A 20,407-nucleotide genomic window follows, 5' to 3' on the forward strand; every position below is an offset into this window, starting at 1 on the left:
TGGGATTTGATTAGATAGTCTTTAAAACGAGAAATCACCCTCACTACATGACTGAACTGCACTCCTTAAGTTTTGTGTTCAACTTTTGGGGTGCAGTTCATTGTAATGAGGGTGATTTTATGAACTTAAGGCCTGTTTGATAGCCTCTATTCTATATTTTTATAGTTATCTATTCATAAATACTTACTCACTTTTGGGTTCGTAAACATTAAATTCTGTAACATCCGTACGACCGTTTGTAGAGATAGTAATAATCTGATATTTCAGATATCGCGTAGTAATAGGAGAAATGAACGTAATATTCTGTGTACCACCGGAGATTGCTAATGAACTCAATGATTTCCATGTCGTACCATTTTCAGATTGTAATATTTCCACTTCTCTAGGAGCATATGCATTGACCCAATGATTCGTTTTGATACCTGTTAAAACCTTAGCTTCTCCTAAATCAACAGTAAACCAGAATCCTTTATTATTTAGAGCAACGTCAGTTCCAGTCTTGCCATCGATTAAATTATTGGGTGCGCCTTCTACTCCTTCTTCTACATTAATAATCCAGCCGGCACGATTACTGATAAGTTGGCTATTACTAGGAATACCGCTTTTTAGATTACAATAGGCAGCTTTATTAATAATGACAGGCAATGTACTTAAACTACTGCTAATAACAGTGTTCTTATCATTGGTAGTTACATTACTGATTGAGACACTGAAAGAGAAACTTGTTTTTTCCATGATACTGGCAAATATCGTTGGATCGACCGTTGCAGTGATTTCTTCAGAAGTCATCTGTCCTTCTTTGAGAGTAACCTGTGAGGAACTTAAAACGATCTGGCTTGCATCAAGCCCTTCTGTTTCACTTTTTGCACTTAATACGATAACCATATCTGTAGAGACTGCTTTCTGTGTTTTTACAGTAAAAGCCATCTTAATTTCATCTCCTCCGATTCCATTCGCATCATGAGTCAGATTGAACTTTTTTACATTCCCCGATAAATAGTCATTTCTCTGTAGAGACACATACGTAGCATTCCACTCGTTAAAAACTTCTTCATCATCGCTACAGGAGGAAATGAACGGGACAAACAAGCCGAGTAGAGTTGCTATTGATAGTGATTGAAATATATTTTTCATATGTACATACGATTAAATTATTACTATTTCCATTCGGTAGATTTATCTGTAGATAAAATACCGTCAATCCAGGTAGGAGTAGCAGAAGTAGTCAAAGTATGACCTTTGCCGGTTGCATCTTCGAATACATTGCCTTGTCCTTCATTGAATCGCCAATAGGCTTCCAAACCCACAGATTTTGGGCTAACTTGAGTCATGTTATTTTGAATTTGAGAAGCGGAACGAACTACAGACCAAATACGTGCTTCGCTCATCAAAATCTTACAACCACTCCACCATGTATCGGCAGAAAACCAACTTATACTGGAAAAAATAGTGGGTCCCGATGGAATACTCAAGACACCTGAATCTATTCCGTTAATATAAAGACGGTAAGATGAACCGTCGCATACTAGAGCTAGATGTTGCCATTCATTAGGCTTAAAAGAATTGCTTGGATTCAAATAAAGACTATTACGGCCCACAACTTGTACTAATGAATGAGCCTTGAAATTTTCATTATCAGACTGCGGGTCTTCAAAACGCAACAAGATATTATTCAGGGCATCACCGTTACCATTACTAAAAATAGCACGATTTCGATTATTCATATTACTTACTTGAAAACGAACCTCTATCGTATATTGTGCATACGTTTCAGATGATTCTGCATATTTATTAGAAGTTAAATTAGCAGAACCGGTAAACATCGGGGCTGAAAACTCAATAATACTTTCAGCTAAAATAACAAAAGTTCCGGTATTTGCCATTGGTGAAATGCTTCCATCCTGCAATACAAGTTTTACAGGCAGCGCATATGATTCTCCTGACTTCATCATTTCCTGACTAAAAGCTTTCAAGGCAATAGAGAGGGCATCAGTGGCATACTGTCCGGCTTTCACTGTAATAGTTTCCGGTAGTGTATAATATCCTTCGGGCAACATTATATATCCGGTTCCATTAATGTGGTTATAGGCATCCAATACAGATTGGTCCGTGACCAACTTATAATGGTTGTCTGTAGAAGAAAGATTGCTAAGATGCACATTTAGAGTAGTAAAACTTTCGCCAGAGGCTTGTACAGTTACTTTTTGGCTTGTACTTGAAAGTGCTTCTTCAATATAAGCATGTGTGTCTAAAGCATCATATTTCGCATCTCCGCAACTTACCATACTTCCTAAGCCTGCTATAATTGCAGAGAAGTATAAAGTTCTTATATAATTCATACGTTTCATAGTTTACATTAATTTTTAAGTAATGAATGTGATGATGGATTCATAATCTGGATGGCACGACGTATATTCTTATATTCCGGTGAAGTACCAAATTCTGCTTCCATGTGATAAGTTCCTACCCCACCTTTACGGAAACCATTTCTAGGCTGCCAACGTGCCATGCCTTCCAAAGATTTCATACTATTCCCATAACGGTCGGTATAGGGATAACCGCCATCCATCGCAGCATCGGTCGCTTCGAAGTTTTCAGTCATTATAGTTCTTCTCGTAATTACCTCTTCGGTCATTACTCCGCCAAAAGTTTCTACCAACCCTGGTCCCCAAACCTTACCATCAATAAGTCGTTTGTCTAAATTTGAATCACTTCCCGGTTTGTAGGCTTGGATAATGAAATAATCAAAGTAAGTTCCAATTTCAGGCTTGGTAGTAATTCTTTGAGGTTCACCATCAATGACCAATAGTCTTCCTGTTCCGGATTTCGGTCCCAGATACTTGCCTAATTCGTCAATAAAGAAAAACAAATGTTCATCTGAATTGACTATATTTCCGGTGTAGGGTCCGGCCACAGGTTCGTAATCTATATCAAATCCATCATAACCATATAGATTTAAAGTATCTACAATCGCTTTTGCATATTTGCGGATTGAAGTTTCTACTGCTTCTATATTACTTTCGTCTGACGGGTATCCCCAAAAATCATTAATAGCTTCCTGTTTACTATTGTATCCCATTTCTTCCCAATTATCCAGTATATTCTGTGGAGTCAGTTTGTCTCCTACACCACCGATAATTGAACAGTATATAATTTTTGTACCTTTCATGTTCTGGCAAAAAGCCATATCCTTACGTTGAGCTTCAGAAAGATTCGTTCCATTATCCCAAATAGAAACAATATCTACGCTATCCGGAATACCAGCTAGAGAGCTTTTCATAAAAGCACCTTCACCACTCCAGCCACCAAACCAGCCAAAGGCAACTTGGTGATCTGTCTGCTTATAGGCACGCAAGGCCGCATAATATTCATCCGATACGATCGATTCGGGAAAAGTTTTTGCTTCCGACTCCGTCCAGTCACTGCAACCGATCAATGAGGTCGTTGCCAGTGATATGAGTACAATGTATAATAAATAAATTTTCTTCATAAAAGTCCTTTTTATGCATTATATAAATTAGTTCTTTTTAGCCCACTTTAAGTCAGTAGCTTCATTATCAGCACCACCGAGTTCTGCTACTCCCAGATCATAATTGGCTTTATTGTTTTGTGCCTCTGTATAAGGGAAGCTTAAACGACGCATACCGCGTTGGCTGCTCACACCACAATCTGATAGATTGTCGATACAAGGATAAAGTTCCGGATAACCTGTACGGCGATATTCAGCCCATGCTTCCAATCCTAATGGATAATTGGCGATCCATTTTTGAGTAATGACACGTTGGAAATTCTTTCCATTTACGTTGTCAGACTCGCTGTCATCCCACATTACACTCACAGTATTGGTAATTGTAGCAGTAGCATTTTGCACAACATCACTTTCATGTGATACGACAGGAGCCTCGTCAATCTTCATGTATTCAGTGGCTGAAACCTGATATTGTTCCATTGATAAATTAATACCATCTTCGTAATAGGCTTTTGCTGTTTTAGAACCGACATTCCAACCACGCAATTTTCCTTCTGCACGTAAAAACGCTGTCTCTGCAGCACAGAAAACCATTAATTTAGAAGTTGCCGTATATGCAGGAATAGAGAATCCTGCTGCATCTGCCTTTTTAAAATCAGCATCTCCAGTACGCATACCTACATATTTATCTGTTTTCCCGGCAAGGGTAGACTTATTAAAGAACTTCGGCATACGTGGATCGCCATATGCATTCATATAATCTACAATATTTGCATTCACACGCAGATCACCCCAACTTACAGCTGCCAGTTGATAGGGATTACTCTGCGTGCCACAAGAAAGCATAGCATTATCCGAATTACTTTCAATCAATCCTGCTTTATGTGTTACTGCTGCTTCAGCTGCCTCTTGAGCAATGCCAGGCCATGTTCCGCTGATTCGCATTGCAACACGTAAACGCATTGAATTGGCTAGCTTAGCCCAACCTGAATAATTTCCATCGAAAACCGGGTCATTGGCACCTAATGGTGCGTTACCATTAGTCTCTACATAATAATTATAAAGAACGTCAGCAGCATTAGCTAAATCACTTAATATATTTGCATAAACTTGTTCCTGAGTATCATAAGAAACATAAAAATTACCTTTCTTTACTTGACTATAAGGCATCGGTCCATAACAGTCTGCTACACGAAGCATCGTTATTGCACGTATCATACACGCAAAAGCATAATAATGTCCCGTAGAATTAGTTGCTTCCTGTATTTGGAAAAAGTTTCCATATATTTTTTCAAACGGAGTGTTCCAGGGGGTAGCATTCCAGGCATCACTCTGATTGAATGTGCTGAAGTTTGTACCACTCCATGTGTTAGAACAGCATAGATAGCCACCTAACTGTCCCACCATCTGATCTTGCATTTGAGAGTCATTCTGTTGAATATTCACAATTGTTTCAATCATAGATTTCATCAAAGTCGCAGGGTCTGCATCATGAATTTGATATTGATTCGTATTATACTCCTCAAATTTATCGGTACAACTTCCTGCCAGTAACAACAGAGCGGCACCGACTGTGATATTTCTTAAATATTTTCTCATAACATTAGCTTTTTCTTTTAGAATTGAACTTTCACATTAAAACCGAAGTTACGCAAGCTGGGTTGCATAAAGTAGTCTACATTCATATAATAGTTACTGGAGGTAGAGGCAGACAATTCCGGGTCAAATGGGGCTTTACAATAAATCATCCATAAATTACGTCCTACAATACCCAAAGTAACATTCGCCACATTTTTAAACCATCTTTTAGGAAGTGTATAGTTTAGACTCAATTCCTGCAAACGTACATTGGTTGCACTATATAGATAATAACGACCGTAGCCACCTTCACCCGTACCAATAGTCTGGTAATACTTTTGGGCGTTAACTTTGCCGTTATTAATAGGTATACCACCATTATCACGAGCTGTTGCAGATGTTTCGGATACTCCATAATAATCTAAAATACCTTGAGTAGCCGAATAAGCTAATCCGCCTACACGGGCTGATAATACAACTCCTAAATCAATTCCTTTATAAGTGAAATGATTGGTCCATCCGAGGTTGAAATCAGCATCCAGATTACCTACTTTTACCGGAGTGTTTGATGAAGTGATACCCAGATTACCATTCTGATCGACTTTTATATTACCGTTATTGTCTTTTGTCAGTTGGTTGTATACATAGATATCAGTCATGGAGCCTCCTTCTGTCAGGATGACGCGAGGAGCTACATTCTCTTTACCTAACCAACCCACATTCATTTCATCCATTTGGATAGCTTCTCCTGTCACGGGATTCACGCTGCCGCTTGCCAGTCGTTTCACCTTGTTACGGTTTAGAGTGAAGGTTGCATTAGAAGACCATCCGAATCCTGCCCATTTATCGTTGAACCCTAAAGCCAATTCAAGACCTTGGTTTTGCACGTTACCAGCTTGTACAATCGCTTGTTTATATCCGGAAGAAGAGGGAATATCTACCTTAAATGTTTGGTTCAGTGTGTTAGAACGATAGTAAGTTGCGTCTAAATTGAAACGGTTTCCCCAGAATTTCAAGTTCAAACCGATTTCCCAGGACTTAGTCTTTTCAGGTTTCATGTTGTCCATCGGGTAAACGGTCGGATTCGCCCAGTTATGTGTCTGGCTGTTGTATTCGTAACCCGGATTAGTAAGGAAACGATCGAAAGAAGAGGCTACCACTGTATATGAACCGCGTATTTTAGCATAAGAGATCACCTCGGGCAGTTTAACCATTTCTGATAATAAAGCCGATAAACCGACTGACGGATAAAAGAAAGATTTCTGTTTGGAGAATGCAAGTTTTGAATCCCAGTCATTACGTCCGGTTACGGTTAGATACAGTTGATTTTTCCAACTTAATTCAGCACTGGCAAAAATACTTTGAATTTCATCTTCATATCCGGTAGGGTCCGGTTTATAGTTGGCGGAGAAATTAATATTGTTGATCTGGAAGAAGTTAGGAATAACCAGGTCACCTGCAATATATAACTGATCCATTGAAGTATGATATATGGAAGCACCAACATTGGCTGTTAAATGAAAATCACCAAATGTTTTATCTATATTAGCCAGGAAATCGGCATATAAAGAACGTTCCTGACGCATGGCATCTTCAAAACCACCGCTTACACCACAGAATGTTGTTAATGTAGAAGCAGATTTTTCGTTTTTATTCCGGTAGTCGGAGTTGTCCAGATTGACACGACCGACAACATTGAGCCAATCTGCAGCCTGCCATTTCAAAGAAGCGTTCATCATATAACGTTTCTTGTTGGAAGTACGGTTGATGCGATTTTGTATCCAATATGGATTTTGTAATGACAAACTTGCATCACCATAAGGCCAATATTGTTCCATATAGCCGTAGTTAGTATTATAACGTTCATACAAACGAATTTCGTCAAAGTTGTCTCCACGAGGGAATAGATACAGTGATGGGAGAGGGTTATAATACTGTCCTTGAGAAACCATGTTTTTGTTGTTCTGAACGATATATTGTGCACCGATATCCAGAGTAAGTTTATCATTCAGGAAATGGGTGGTATTACGTGCCGTAAAATTATAACGGTTATAGGAGTTATTCGGAAGAATTCCACCGGAGTTAGTTGTAGAAGCAGAAAGATAGGTCTGGTTTTTGGTATTTCCTGTAGATAATGCTACCGAATTGATAACATTGGATCCTGTTTCAAAGAAGTCAGATGGGTTATATCGACGGTTTGCCAATTCTCCCCAGCTGAATAATCCGGAACTTGTACCATAACGGTTCTGCATATCCGGCATAATATATGCTTTAGAGAAAGTAGTACTGTTGGATACTGTTATGGTCGTTTTCTCTGTTTGGCCTTTTTTAGTAGTAATTAAAACAACACCGTTTGCCGCAGCAGAACCATATAATGCTGCCGCAGAAGGACCGGTCATCATACTAATACTAGCAATATCATCAGGATTTAAGTCAGCAACAGCATCTGATCCTCCCATTTCTCCAAATAATCCTTCGCCACCGCTTTTTCCTGTATTAAAAATAGGTACACCATCAATTACATACAATGCATTGTTATCTTTAGTCAGAGATTTCATACCACGCATAACAACACGTGTGGCACCACCAGCACCGGTTGCACCACTATTAATTTGAACACCGGCAACCTTTCCTGATAATGAATTCATAAAATTGGCGTCCTTAACAGCTGTCAATTCATCACCTTTTACCTCTTGTACATTATAACTTAACGCCTTGGTTGCACGCTTGATACCTAATGCAGTAACAACAACTTCATCCAATACTTGTGTATCTTCTCCTAAGGTTATTTTAAGAGGTTGGGCATTGGCAAGCGTGATTGTTTGGGAGAAAATCAGTTTCATATACTTTCTCTAGATCCAATGCTTGTTAGATAAATAGATTAAATGTTCTATTTTTAAGATATCAGGCTAAATACAATTGAGCAAAATCAATGAATGAAAGAAAAAGTTAGTATGATTGCACATGAATATGCAGTAATTAAATTGTTTTTATTCATATATGCGGTATGAATATTCGATAAAAGACGTTTTTTCAGGAATGTTCCACACCGAGAATCACTTCGTTTCTCGGTGTGGAACATTTTGATTCTTTAAATGGAACCTAACAAATCATTTAAAGAATAATAATAACTTGCTTTATAGTAGTTGTTTTCTTCTAGTTAGTGCAGATAATACAAAGAACGGAATCTTTTCATTTGATTAATATTATCAATATTAGATATTATTCTATCACTACGCGGGCGATAAAAAGAATAAATTGCAATAATATCATCCTTTTTTTATTTGAATTACGTTTGGCTAAAGTGGAAATCCCTGCGGTTTTCGAAACACTCCTGATAACAAGATGCATATTCTAAATTATAGGTAATCTGAATATGCGTTTTTTAATATTATACTCACTTTTATCCTATATCAATTATTGGTCCATTTTTCATTGTACATACAATTTGCATGCAAATGTATTAATCTAGAGATTAAAGTTAGTCAATAATTGAGCATTCCTTATTCTTTCCTCTTTTTCAAAGTATGCTAAATAGTGCTCGGTTACAGATAAGTTAGAGTGTCCCAAGCTTTCAGAAATATATGAGGTTTTCGCACCTCCACGTTTTAATACTGTAGCAAAAGAATGCCTTGCCGTGTAAGTCGTCAACTGAAAAATTCCAATGTCTTGGGCTATTTTTTTAAGTCTTCTGTTACATTTGGTTATAATACGCCGTACCAATCTAATCTTTTCAAAGGCATCTTCAGTTCCTCTAGCATATTTAAAAATATACGTTTGCGGGCTTAATCTTGGATTACCCCATTTTTGAATAATATTCCACATTTCAGGAGTAATGATTGCATGTATCTCTTTGTTATGTTTGGTAGTTCGAGATGTCTTAGAGCGTACAAAGCATATTTCTCCATCCATAATATTTGAATACTGAAGAAATAATAAATCCATAAAATTAATGCCATTACATAAATAAGAAAACACCCAGAGGTCCCTAAATTCTTCTATATCTTTTGTTTCACATTGATAGGACATTACTTTTTTTATTTCAGAAAGAGTAAGTGCTAATTTACGTCCACACCCTTCAGGAATTTCATATTTATTCTTTCCAAAAGGAAAAGATGATTCTTTTATAATACCATCATGTACAGCACGATTTAAGACACACTTTAAAGCTCGGAAATAAATACTTATGCTTGAATAGCTTTTACCTTCTGATATCCAAAATTTTTCACAACGTTTAAGCCAATCAATTGTAATGTTTTCCAAAGGTATAGTGGAACCTCCGAAATCTTCTAAACTTTTTAAAGCACTTTGATAATTTAGGTAAGTGTTTGCTTGTTCATAGGCTTCCAGTTCTTTCATTTTTAAGCGAAAAGCACTGCGTAAAGTCATATCATTCATCTGCCTTCCTAACCTGACGCTTAATGTTTCAATACTAAATTCCCCTTTTGTTATCAGTTCATTAACTTGTTGCTTAATAGTTGAAAAACTACTCTCTATATCTGATCGAATTTCTGCCAATAACCGGCTTTTTACTTTTAATAACCTTGCCCAATCTTCTTTTGACACTTCCTTCCCAGTTGAGTAATATTTTTGCTTTCTTCTATATACCACTTGAACTTTAACAGGAAACTGTCCACTCTTTTTTGCTCTTCTGGTATCTAATATGGTTAAAACCGAAATTCCATCTTTTGAATATTTGAACATAAAATGAATATTTATATCTATACAATAGGTAAAGCATACATATATTGTATGCAAAATGTATGCAAATGTAATAAATCAGCCTGATTTTAATAAGTACATAAGATTCTATTTATCAAATATTTGAGTATTTATTTTTCAATTAGGAATCTTTCTATTCTATTTTTTTCGAAAAAAATCTTATCTTCGTTTAGTAAGGTTACAACATAAAATGTATTACTATTGAATAAGCGCTTATGGAATTTATTTTAAGTATAACCTTTAAATTTATTAATTATGAGAAACAGAGATACATGAAACCTTTGTGTGAAAACGGTAATCTCATTTACCGCCTCTAATTACAAATTCTCTAAAAACTATTTCTAATTAAAAAGAATAAGATGAAAGAAATTATAAAACACAAGTTTTCATACTTGTTATTCTTCCTTTTGTTGGTTTCGTGTTTTGCTTCAGCTTATGGGCAAGAACGAACGATCACTCTTAATCTATCGAAAGTACCCTTGAACACTGCTTTGAAAGAAATTGAGAAACAAACTTCAATGTCAGTAGTCTATAACACAAATGATGTCGATATAAATCGTGTCATATCTATCAAGGTAACAAAAGAATCTTTGAATAATGTAATGAATCAGTTATTCAGAGGAGTAAATGTCAGTTTTTCAATAGTAGATAATCATATTGTACTTTCTGCGAAGAGTAATAAAGAAGAGCAGCAGAAAAAAACACCAATTACTGCAAGTGGTACTGTTACTGATTCAAAAGGAGAACCATTGATTGGAGTTAGTATTTTGGTAAAAGGAACTTCAAATGGTACTATCACTGATATGGATGGAAATTTCAAAATACAAGCAGCTAAAGGTGATGTACTTGAAGTATCCTATATCGGTTATGCCTCCCAAGCAATCACGCTTACTAGTGCACAACCCTTGAAGGTTACTTTAGGAGAAGATACGCAGGTGTTGGACGAAGTAGTCGTTACTGCATTAGGTATTAAGCGCGCAACTAAAGCATTAAGCTATAATGTGCAAGAAGTAAAAGGTGATGAATTGACAACTGTAAAAAGTGCCAATTTTATGAACTCACTGGCTGGAAAGGTGGCTGGTGTTAATATCAATGCATCTTCATCCGGTGTTGGAGGGGCTACACGTGTAGTTATGCGTGGTACCAAATCTATATCTTCAGACAATAATGCTTTATATGTAATTGATGGTGTTCCTATTTTTAATACAAATAAAGGTGACACTAACGGACAATATTCAGCCCAACCGAGAGGAGAGGGCATATCTGATATCAATCCGGAAGATATTGAAAGCATGTCTGTATTAAGTGGACCTGCTGCTGCGGCCTTGTATGGCTCTAATGCAGCGTCTGGTGTAATTTTAATTACTACAAAGAAGGGAAAAGAAGGTAAGGCACGAATTATTATTTCTAATAATTCTACTTTTTCCAATCCTTTTATAATGCCTGAATTCCAAAATTCTTATATAAACCGCGCAGGTTCCTTTGCTTCATGGGGAGATAAAGCGTCTTCTCTTTTCGGAACTTATGAGCCAAAAGATTTTTTCAATACTGGTACTAATATCCAGAATAACGTTTCTTTATCTGTTGGTAATGAAAAGAATCAAACTTATCTGTCTGTAGGTACTACTAATGCAACTGGTATCATTCAAAATAGCAAATATGACCGTTACAATTTTACCTTCAGAAATACAACAAAATTCCTGAAGGATAAAATGACATTAGATGTGGGTTTTAGCTATATTATTCAAGAAGATCTTAATCTAATGGCACAAGGTGAATATTTCAATCCACTACCAGCCGTATATCTGTTCCCGCGTGGCGAAAACTTTGAAGCTGTGAGGATGTATAAAACGTATGACACAACTCGTAAGATAGATGTACAGAACTGGGGATGGGGTGATCCTGGATACAGTATGAAAAATAATCCATATTGGGTGGCTAATGAGATGAACCATGGCATGAAAAAACAACGTTACATGGCTAATGCTAGTTTAAAATATGAAATTTTGGATTGGCTTGATGTGACAGGGCGCGTTCGCATTGATAATGCAACCAATGATTATTCAGATAAAAGAAATGCTTCTACTGATCTTTACTTTACTAATAGTTCTATTTATGGATTCTATAAGTACTATAAAGCTGACGATAGACAGGCTTATGCAGACGTGATGGCTAATATTAATAAACGCTTTGGTGACTTAAGTTTAAGTGCTAATATTGGCGGTAGTTTTACTCAAACTTATTATGACGAAAGAGGATTCCAAGGTGGTTTGAAAGATATGTCTAATGTTTTTAGTCTATATAATATGACTACTACCTTGGATAAAGATACTTATCCTATAGAAAGTGGATATAAACAACGTACCAACTCTATTTTTGCTAGTGTGGAAATTGGCTGGAAGAGTATGTTATATATGACTTTAACCGGGCGTAATGATTGGGATTCAGCATTGATTAATACAGAACAATCATCTTTCTTTTATCCATCAATAGGACTTTCAGGAGTTATTTCCGAAATGGTGAAATTACCCAAAGCTATTACTTATTTGAAAGTACGCGGTTCATTTGCTTCAGTAGGTGCTCCTATTCCTAAGAATCTTTCTTCTAACAAAACGTATGAGTGGGACCCTGCGACTAGTCAATGGAAATTACAAACTTACCGTCCTTTGCCTAAACTTTATCCTGAACGTACAAATTCTTGGGAGGCTGGTTTGAATGCCAAATTCTTTAATAATAGTTTAAGTTTGGAAGTTACCTGGTATAAGGCTAATACTCGCAAACAAACATTCCAGGTTCCTTTGTCAGGAACCGCTGTATATGCGACTATGTATGCACAGTCTGGTAATATTGAGAATAAAGGTATGGAATTTTCTTTAGGGTATAATAAATCATGGGGAGATTTCTCATGGAATTCCAATTTGACTTTTAGTTTTAATAAAAATAAGATTGTAGAACTCTTGGATGATGCAGTGGATGATGAAGGTAATCACTATAGTTTGAATGAGATAGATAAAGGTGGTATTGGATCGGCTAAAGTTATTCTTCGTAAAGGAGGAAGCATGGGAGACATGTATGTCACTAATCGTTTGAAACGTGATAACGAAGGAAATGTATATATTGATAAAGCGAGCCAGAATGTAAAGAAAGAAGATATAAAGAATTCGGATGAGTTTATTCATATTGGCTCTGTATTGCCTAAAAGCAATTTAGGCTTTAGAAATGACTTCTCTTATAAAGGTATTAGCCTGGGATTTATGCTTGCTGCCCGCTTTGGAGGTATTGTTATTTCACCGACACAAGCTGTGATGGATCAGTTCGGAGTATCTAAGGTCACAGCTTTAGCACGTGATAATGAAGGTGTTCCTGTAAATAATGGAAAAGTGGATCCCCAGACTTATTATACAGAAGTGGGTGGAATAAGTGGATTGATGTCTAACTATGTATATAGTGCTACTAATGTTCGTTTACAAGAGTTATCGGTGGGCTATTCACTTCCAGCCAAATGGTTTAATAACAAATGTAATCTTAGTTTGTCAATAACAGGTCACAACTTGTGGATGATTTATAATAAAGCACCATTTGATCCGGAAGCTACCGCTTCTACTGGTACTTATTATCAAGGTGTTGATTACTTTATGCAACCAAGTTTGAGAAGTTGGGGATTTAATGTAAAAATACAGTTTTAACGATAAAAGAATAACCAAATGAAAATATATAAATTCATAACGCAGATTTCTATTGCAGGTTGTATGCTTGTTGGAACTCCAATGTTACAAGGATGCATGGATAATAGCTTGAATGATCCGTTGGGAAAAGTTTCGGAAGAAGAACTTGGACGAGATGGATTTGCTGCCAATGCTTTCTTCTTGACTTTATGTGATTATGCATATCCCATAGCTACTGAAAACATTTATAATACCAATGAATCCTTGATTGGTGACTGCTATGGACGTTATCAGGTAATGGCAACAGATAAGTTTAAAGGGGCAAATTTTGCTACATATAATGCACCCGAGAACTGGTTAAACTGGCAGTTTGCAGATGATAATGTAATGGTATTGACGTATGGTGCATGGAATAAAATAAAGAATGTAACCCAAGGGACAGGGGTTAACTTTGCATGGGCACAGATCCTAAGAATTGCGACAATGCATCGTATGCTTGATATGTATGGGGCACTTCCTTATTCCCAAATTTCAAGTGATAAACTTTCGACTCCTTACGATACAATGGAGGAAGCATATCATGCAATGTTTACTGATCTGACTGATGCAATTAATGTAATGACTGTTTATGTGACCGAAAATCCAAACAACAGAACGATGGCTAAGTATGATAAAGTTTATGACGGTGATTTTGAGAAATGGGTGAAATTTGCAAATTCACTGAAACTACGTATGGCCATTCGTATTCGTTTTGCAGATCGTGAATATGCCAGACAGATGGCGGAGGAAGCTATTAACCATTCTATAGGGGTAATTACTTCCAATGAAGATAACGCAACTTCTTTAGGCACTAAAAATCAATTGTATACGGTATTAGTGCAATGGCCTGACCAATGTGTCTCTGCCGATATTACATCTTATATGAAAGGATACAACGATCCACGTATGTCGAAATATTTTAAAAAGAAAACGAGCGATAAAGGAGATGATGATTATGTGGGTATGCGCGCAGGTTTGTCTTATGGTAATGATATTACCGGACCGACTTTCTCTAGAATAAATGTTGGAGAGATGGATCGTACTTTATGGATGAGTGCAGCTGAAACAGCTTTTAATAAAGCTGAAGCGGCAATGTTAGGATGGGATGTAAAAGGAGAAACGGTGAAAGATTTGTATGAATCAGCTATCAGACTTTCCTTTGCACAATGGGGAGTATCGGATGGTATTGACCAATACCTGAATGATGAATCAAGTACTCAGGCTGATTATGTAGATCCTAATGAGAATAAGGGGAATGAAAGTGCTATTAGTTCTATAACTATCAAATGGAAAGATGATGCTGGTGAGGAAGAAAAACTGGAAAGATTAATAACCCAAAAATGGATTGCAATGTGGCCTTTGGGACAAGAAGCATGGAGCGAGTATCGTCGTACTGGGTATCCGCGTTTTTTCCCGTTATTGAATGGAAATGTAACCAATCTTCCTTCCGCTAATCGTATTCCGTTCCCACCATCGGAATATATTCGTAATGCTGCTAATGTAAATGCTGCTGTAAGTAAATTGGGTGGCGCTGATAATTATCAGACTAAGGTTTGGTGGCAGCGTAGGGATAAGTGAATAATAGTATAATCTATATTAATATAAATAGTATGAGAAAGATATTCTATTTTATAATGTTGTTATTTGGCATAACGGTTGCGAATACAGCGTGTGATGATTGGACAGACATGGAACCAAAATTCCAGGAAGATATGACTCAGTCGTCACTTCCGGAAGAATACTATGCCCAGCTTCGCGCTTATAAGAAAACAGATCATCCGGTTGCTTTCGGATGGTTTGGTAATTGGACCGGAAATGGAGCTACTTTAGAAAAATGTTTAGCCGGACTTCCTGATAGTGTGGATTTTGTTTCTATTTGGGGTAACTGGAGAAATTTGACAGAAGCGCAAACAAAAGATTTGCGTTATGTACAAAATGTAAAAGGGACTAAAGCTTTGATGTGTTTTATTGTTCAAAATATCGGTGACCAATTGACTCCCGAGGAATATAAAGATAATTATCTGGAATTCTGGGGATGGAATGAGAATAAGGAAGAAGCTATAAAGAAATATGCCCATGCAATATGTGATAGTATTGATAAATATGGATATGATGGCTTTGATATTGACTATGAGCCTAATTTTGGTCATCGAGGTAACATGAGTGGAAGTGATGAGAATATGTTGTTGTTCATTCAGACCTTGGGAGAAAGAATCGGACCAAAATCGGGTACAGACAGGCTATTAGTAATTGACGGTGAGCCACAAAGTATTGTATCGGAGTCAGGTCCTTATTTTAATTATTTTATAGTGCAGGCTTATGATTCTCCAGGAGATAATACTGGACGTGACAATTTGGATAGCCGTTTAAACTCTACAATAAGAAACTTCGATGGGCATTTGACTGCAGAAGAAGTTGCTAAGAAATATATTGTAACTGAAAACTTTGAAAAATGGGCTTTGTCTGGTGGGGCTGATTTCACTGATCGATATGGAAATAAAATGAAGTCATTGGAAGGTATGGCACGTTGGACACCTATTATTAACGGGAAAAAATGTGTAAAAGGAGGGGTTGGAACTTATCATATGGAGTATGAATATACAATTGATGGTACAGAAGAATCTTATCCTTATTTGCGTAATGCTATCCGCATTATGAATCCACCGGTAAAATAATAAATTTAAAGATATAATAATTATGAGATATCTGGTAAAAAATAAAAATACAATAATGTTCGCCTTTGCCATATTGCTTTGTGCAATTATAGCAAGTTGTGAAGATGCAAAGTATGATACTATCGGCAGTAGAATTTATTTAGCTGAATCCAGTAGTTTGTCTTATGAGTCCAAAAAGGTAACAGTAGCCGAAGAGGGTAGTGTTGTCACTGTGACTCCGCGGTCGGGACAAATTGCAACAGAAGATATAGAAGTTACTTTGGGACTAAGTCCGAAATCGTTGGAAGTATATAATACAAAAAGTGGTACGAACTATAAATCTATGCCGGAAGGTTCATATTCTTTTGATCAAAAGACAGTGGTTATAAAAAAAGGAGAATTAGTGGCTCCTACTGTTAAAGTAACAATTGATCCGTTGACAAAGGAAATGCTTGATTCTGGTGATAAATTTGCACTACCGGTTGCTATTACTGCTGTATCAGGTGGGCAACAAACTTTGGAAGGTGCAGATGTGATGATTTATATCATGGATCAGGTTATTATAACCTCTGCACCAGTGTTGACGGGTACAAAACCAATTACTATGGAAATGCGTCAGGATTATACAGTAACTCAATGGTCACTTGAAATGCGTATTAATATGAGCGAACTTGGGGATGGGGTGACTCCTGGAGTTGGTTATCCTGGTCCTCCTAGCTATCAGAATCAAGCAATATTTTCTGCAGGTCCAGGTAATGGTATCGCAGAAGATGGTGAAATTTATATCCGTTTTGGTGATGGCCCGATTCCTGGTAATATTTTGCAGATAAAAACACAAGGTACTCAAGTAAATGCTGCTACTAAGTTTAAAAATAATCAATGGTATCATTTAGCATTTGTTTGTGATGGAGTGAAATTGACTATTTATGTAAATGGAAATATTGATGCAACATTAGATCTTCCAAGAAAACCTTTGCGTCTTGTTAAGAATAGTTTTGGTATATGCAATGGTGATTGGATGGTTACAGATGCTATAGTTAGCGAAGTACGTTTTTGGACTACTGCTATTTCACAGTCGCAGATTCAGAATAATATGTTTGCGATAAATCCGGGTACGGATGGCTTGGAGGCTTATTGGAAATTGAATGAAGGGGCAGGAACCGAGTTTAAAGACGCAACTGGTCATGGAAATAAAGCCACGGCGCCTAATGGAGTTGTCAGATGGGTAGATGGCATTAGATCAGATGGTAAATAATATAATATTCAAATGATGTTATAAAAATAGAGCTATTAAATGTAGGATCGTTGACTACAGAAGGGGGATATTTGTTGCCAGTTACCATATCTTCTATAGAAGGTAATAACTTAGATGCACTTAGCTCTAACAGAGGAGTAGTTTATGTGAAAATTCAAAATATTCATGTCAATGTAGAGTCCGGGCAACCGGCTGAAGGTACTTTGATTGCCGATCGTTCTGGCTGGACTGTAAAAGTTGCCCCGACGACTCGTGGAGATGCTAAAAATCTAATTGATGGAACAAATTCTGATGTAGCTCGTGATGGAGGAGCAGAATATTGGCTAACTGTGGATATAGGTAAGGTGCAGACATTAACAGGAATAAGAAATAAGTGTTATGCTAGTAGTTATTCACCGACTGCAGTAGAAGTATTTACTTCAGGTGATGGAATAAAATGGAAATCTATCGGAACTGTAACTATTTCAAGAAGTGGCACACAATATATTAAGTTTTCGAAAGCTATTGAAACGCGTTATTTAAAGTATTATGTGAAACAAGGTCCCAATACGGTCAGCCTTACGGAATTTGACCTATATGCGAAATAATTAATAGGTTATTGAAAATTTTTAAGTCCCACTTTTTCGTATTTTCGGATAAAGTGGGACTTATTATATAAGTTAATAAATAAAAAAAGAAAAAGATTGATTGTTTAATAGTATCATATTGATTGTATTACTATTATATAATAACTTTTAATAGCAAGAAAAACATGAAATTATCTATTATTCTACGGTTCTGTTTATGGTTTATGGGAATTAGTATGGCGTTTCCGTCTCTCTCTCAAACTATGTTAGTAACTAATGGGAATACAAGTTCTAGGATCATTTTGAAAGAGAATAATCAAATATCGTGGACAGCTGCAAATTTGTTACAAACATTTATTCAAAAAGTAACCAGTTGTAAGCTGCCTGTTGTTATAAGTCAAACTCCTCGAAAAGGAGATATTCTCATTGGTGGTCAATCTCCAGCGGAAGTAACAGAGGATGGATTCTCTATTTCTACTCAAGATGGTATTCTAAAAATATCTGGTAAAGAAAACGGTGTTGTATATGGGGTTGTTACTTTATTGGAGCAATATTTGGGTATCGATTATTGGGGAGAGAATGAATATTCTCTTACCCCTTCAAAAACGGTGAACTTACCCTTCATTAATAAAGTCGAAAACCCGGGCTTTCGTTATCGTCAGACACAATGTTATGCTATCCATACAGACTCTATTTATAAGTGGTGGAATCGTTTAGAGGAACCGAATGAAGTGTTTGCTGCCGGTCATTGGGTGCATACTTTTGATAAGCTTCTGCCTTCATCCATTTATGGGAAAGAACATCCGGAATATTATTCTTACTTCAAAGGAAAACGCCACCCGGGAAAGGCCAGTCAGTGGTGTTTGAGTAATCCGGAGGTTTTTGAGATTGTTGCTCAACGTGTTGATTCTATTTTCAAAGCAAATCCAGATAAACATATCATGTCTGTAAGTCAGAATGATGGTAATTATACAAATTGTACGTGTGATGCTTGTAAGGCAATTGATGATTATGAAGGAGCATTATCAGGAAGTATCATCACTTTTCTGAATAAGTTGGCTGCCCGTTTTCCGGATAAAGAATTTTCCACATTGGCTTATCTATATACGATGAATCCTCCGAAACATGTGAAACCTTTGCCGAATGTGAATATTATGTTATGTGATATTGACTGTGACCGTGAAGTAACTTTGACGGAGAATGCTTCGGGAAAAAAGTTTGTGAAAGCCATGGAAGGATGGTCTAAGATTACCAATAATATTTTCGTGTGGGATTACGGTATTAACTTTGATAATTATCTGGCTCCATTTCCTAATTTCCATATTTTACAGGACAATATCCGTCTTTTCAAAAAGAATCATGCCACCATGCATTTCTCTCAAATAGCAGGGAGCAGGGGAGGAGATTTTGCAGAACTTCGCGCTTATTTAGTGTCAAAGTTAATGTGGAATCCAGAAGTTAATGTAGACTCATTGATGCAATATTTTCTGCATGGATATTATGGGGAAGCAGCGCCATATCTTTATCAGTACATAAAGATAATGGAAGGCGCATTAATTGGTAGTGGACAGAGGTTGTGGATATATGATTCACCTGTATCACATAAATATGGCATGTTAAAGCCTGCTTTGATGCGTCGTTATAATCATTTATTTGATTTGGCTGAAAAGGCTGTTGCAGCAGAACCCGATTTCTTAAAACGAGTTCAACGGGCACGTCTGCCAATTCAGTATTCAGAACTGGAGATTGCACGAACAGAGACAGAAAAAGATTTGGTAGATATTAATAAGAAGTTAGACCTTTTTGAGGAACGCGTGAAAGAGTTTCAAGTTCCTACATTGAATGAGCGTTCCAATTCACCGGTAGACTATTGCAAATTGTATCGCGAACGTTACATGCCGCAGAAAGAAAGAAGTTTAGCTTTGGGTGCAAAAGTTACTTATCTAATTCCTCCTACCGGAAAATATGCGGCATTAGGAAAGAACGCATTGGTTGACGGTTTGTTTGGTGGAGCAACCTTTGTTGATAGCTGGATTGGTTGGGAAGGAACCGATGGTGCATTTGTTATAGATTTGGGCGAAACAAAAGAGATACAAAGTGTGGAAACAGATTTTCTTCATCAAATAGGGGCCTGGATTCTTTTTCCTCTAAAGGTGGTTTATTCATATGCTGAAGACGGTGAGCATTATACACATTGGAAAACGATTGATTTACCGGAAGAACGTACCGGTGAGGTAAAATTCCGTGGAGTCAAGGCTGAATCAGCCGAACCGATAAAAACTCGTTATGTGAAAGTAGAAGTCACCGGAACGAAAGAATGTCCGACTTGGCATTATGGTGTAGGCCATCCTTCGTGGTTCTTTATAGACGAAGTGATAATAAAATAAAAAAAGTAGGGGGGAGACGTTAGTAGTTTCCCCCTTTTAGTTGTATTATATATAGATGAGTCAGAAAAATGT

The 20,407-nt window shown here is 36.9% G+C and carries 12 protein-coding genes; 6 read left to right on the forward strand and 6 right to left on the reverse strand.

What is annotated here, in order from left to right; genetic code table 11:
• Positions 1-183: 183 nt before the first annotated feature.
• The 6 genes from N5O98_RS01400 to N5O98_RS01425 all read right to left on the reverse strand — a co-directional run bounded on the left by N5O98_RS01400 (position 184) and on the right by N5O98_RS01425 (position 9,751).
• Complete coding sequence (locus tag N5O98_RS01400) at positions 184-1,134, reverse strand: DUF4999 domain-containing protein (protein WP_022199375.1); 951 nt, start codon at positions 1,132-1,134, stop codon at positions 184-186.
• Between the two features lie 23 nt (positions 1,135-1,157).
• Entirely contained in the window at positions 1,158-2,348 is a 1,191-nt protein-coding gene (locus N5O98_RS01405) for a DUF1735 and LamG domain-containing protein (protein ID WP_004308164.1), read from the reverse strand.
• A gap of 8 nt (positions 2,349-2,356) precedes the next feature.
• Positions 2,357-3,490: a glycoside hydrolase family 18 gene (locus N5O98_RS01410; protein WP_004308163.1), complete on the reverse strand. Its 1,134-nt coding sequence runs from the start codon at positions 3,488-3,490 to the stop codon at positions 2,357-2,359.
• Positions 3,491-3,517: 27 nt separating this feature from the next.
• Positions 3,518-5,068, reverse strand: a complete 1,551-nt coding sequence (locus N5O98_RS01415) for a SusD/RagB family nutrient-binding outer membrane lipoprotein (protein ID WP_022199376.1) — start codon at positions 5,066-5,068, stop codon at positions 3,518-3,520.
• Between the two features lie 17 nt (positions 5,069-5,085).
• Positions 5,086-7,890: a SusC/RagA family TonB-linked outer membrane protein gene (locus N5O98_RS01420; RefSeq protein ID WP_118160969.1), complete on the reverse strand. Its 2,805-nt coding sequence runs from the start codon at positions 7,888-7,890 to the stop codon at positions 5,086-5,088.
• 625 nt (positions 7,891-8,515) lie between these two features.
• Entirely contained in the window at positions 8,516-9,751 is a 1,236-nt protein-coding gene (locus tag N5O98_RS01425) for a site-specific integrase (protein WP_004310779.1), read from the reverse strand.
• Positions 9,752-10,128: 377 nt separating this feature from the next.
• Between N5O98_RS01425 and N5O98_RS01430 the strand changes: the two genes are divergently transcribed.
• The 6 genes from N5O98_RS01430 to N5O98_RS01455 all read left to right on the forward strand — a co-directional run bounded on the left by N5O98_RS01430 (position 10,129) and on the right by N5O98_RS01455 (position 20,335).
• Entirely contained in the window at positions 10,129-13,455 is a 3,327-nt protein-coding gene (locus tag N5O98_RS01430; protein WP_022199822.1) for a TonB-dependent receptor, read from the forward strand.
• 18 nt (positions 13,456-13,473) lie between these two features.
• On the forward strand, positions 13,474-15,051 hold the full coding sequence (locus N5O98_RS01435) for a SusD/RagB family nutrient-binding outer membrane lipoprotein (protein ID WP_004310777.1): 1,578 nt from the start codon (positions 13,474-13,476) through the stop codon (positions 15,049-15,051).
• A 32-nt stretch (positions 15,052-15,083) separates the two neighbouring features.
• On the forward strand, positions 15,084-16,148 hold the full coding sequence (locus N5O98_RS01440) for a glycoside hydrolase family 18 (protein ID WP_022199820.1): 1,065 nt from the start codon (positions 15,084-15,086) through the stop codon (positions 16,146-16,148).
• A gap of 22 nt (positions 16,149-16,170) precedes the next feature.
• On the forward strand, positions 16,171-17,382 hold the full coding sequence (locus N5O98_RS01445; protein ID WP_008640544.1) for a DUF1735 and LamG domain-containing protein: 1,212 nt from the start codon (positions 16,171-16,173) through the stop codon (positions 17,380-17,382).
• Positions 17,383-17,432: 50 nt separating this feature from the next.
• Positions 17,433-17,969, forward strand: coding sequence for a discoidin domain-containing protein (locus N5O98_RS01450; protein ID WP_022199819.1), 537 nt, complete (start codon positions 17,433-17,435; stop codon positions 17,967-17,969).
• A 164-nt stretch (positions 17,970-18,133) separates the two neighbouring features.
• Positions 18,134-20,335, forward strand: a complete 2,202-nt coding sequence (locus tag N5O98_RS01455; RefSeq protein ID WP_022199818.1) for a DUF4838 domain-containing protein — start codon at positions 18,134-18,136, stop codon at positions 20,333-20,335.
• The last annotated feature ends 72 nt before the right edge of the window (positions 20,336-20,407 follow it).

Source organism: Bacteroides sp. LFL-34 (genome assembly GCF_027257075.1).
GTDB lineage: Bacteria > Bacteroidota > Bacteroidia > Bacteroidales > Bacteroidaceae > Bacteroides > Bacteroides ovatus.

What these genes read in the sequence shown, in the direction of transcription:
- N5O98_RS01430 (WP_022199822.1), top strand. Translation starts at nt 10,129, where the DNA reads ATGAAAGAAATTATAAAACACAAGTTTTCATACTTGTTATTCTTCCTT.
- N5O98_RS01440 (WP_022199820.1), top strand. Translation starts at nt 15,084, where the DNA reads ATGAGAAAGATATTCTATTTTATAATGTTGTTATTTGGCATAACGGTT.
- N5O98_RS01400 (WP_022199375.1), bottom strand. Translation starts at nt 1,134, where the DNA reads ATGAAAAATATATTTCAATCACTATCAATAGCAACTCTACTCGGCTTG.
- N5O98_RS01405 (WP_004308164.1), bottom strand. Translation starts at nt 2,348, where the DNA reads ATGAAACGTATGAATTATATAAGAACTTTATACTTCTCTGCAATTATA.
- N5O98_RS01425 (WP_004310779.1), bottom strand. Translation starts at nt 9,751, where the DNA reads ATGTTCAAATATTCAAAAGATGGAATTTCGGTTTTAACCATATTAGAT.
- N5O98_RS01410 (WP_004308163.1), bottom strand. Translation starts at nt 3,490, where the DNA reads ATGAAGAAAATTTATTTATTATACATTGTACTCATATCACTGGCAACG.
- N5O98_RS01415 (WP_022199376.1), bottom strand. Translation starts at nt 5,068, where the DNA reads ATGAGAAAATATTTAAGAAATATCACAGTCGGTGCCGCTCTGTTGTTA.
- N5O98_RS01445 (WP_008640544.1), top strand. Translation starts at nt 16,171, where the DNA reads ATGAGATATCTGGTAAAAAATAAAAATACAATAATGTTCGCCTTTGCC.
- N5O98_RS01435 (WP_004310777.1), top strand. Translation starts at nt 13,474, where the DNA reads ATGAAAATATATAAATTCATAACGCAGATTTCTATTGCAGGTTGTATG.
- N5O98_RS01455 (WP_022199818.1), top strand. Translation starts at nt 18,134, where the DNA reads ATGAAATTATCTATTATTCTACGGTTCTGTTTATGGTTTATGGGAATT.
- N5O98_RS01420 (WP_118160969.1), bottom strand. Translation starts at nt 7,890, where the DNA reads ATGAAACTGATTTTCTCCCAAACAATCACGCTTGCCAATGCCCAACCT.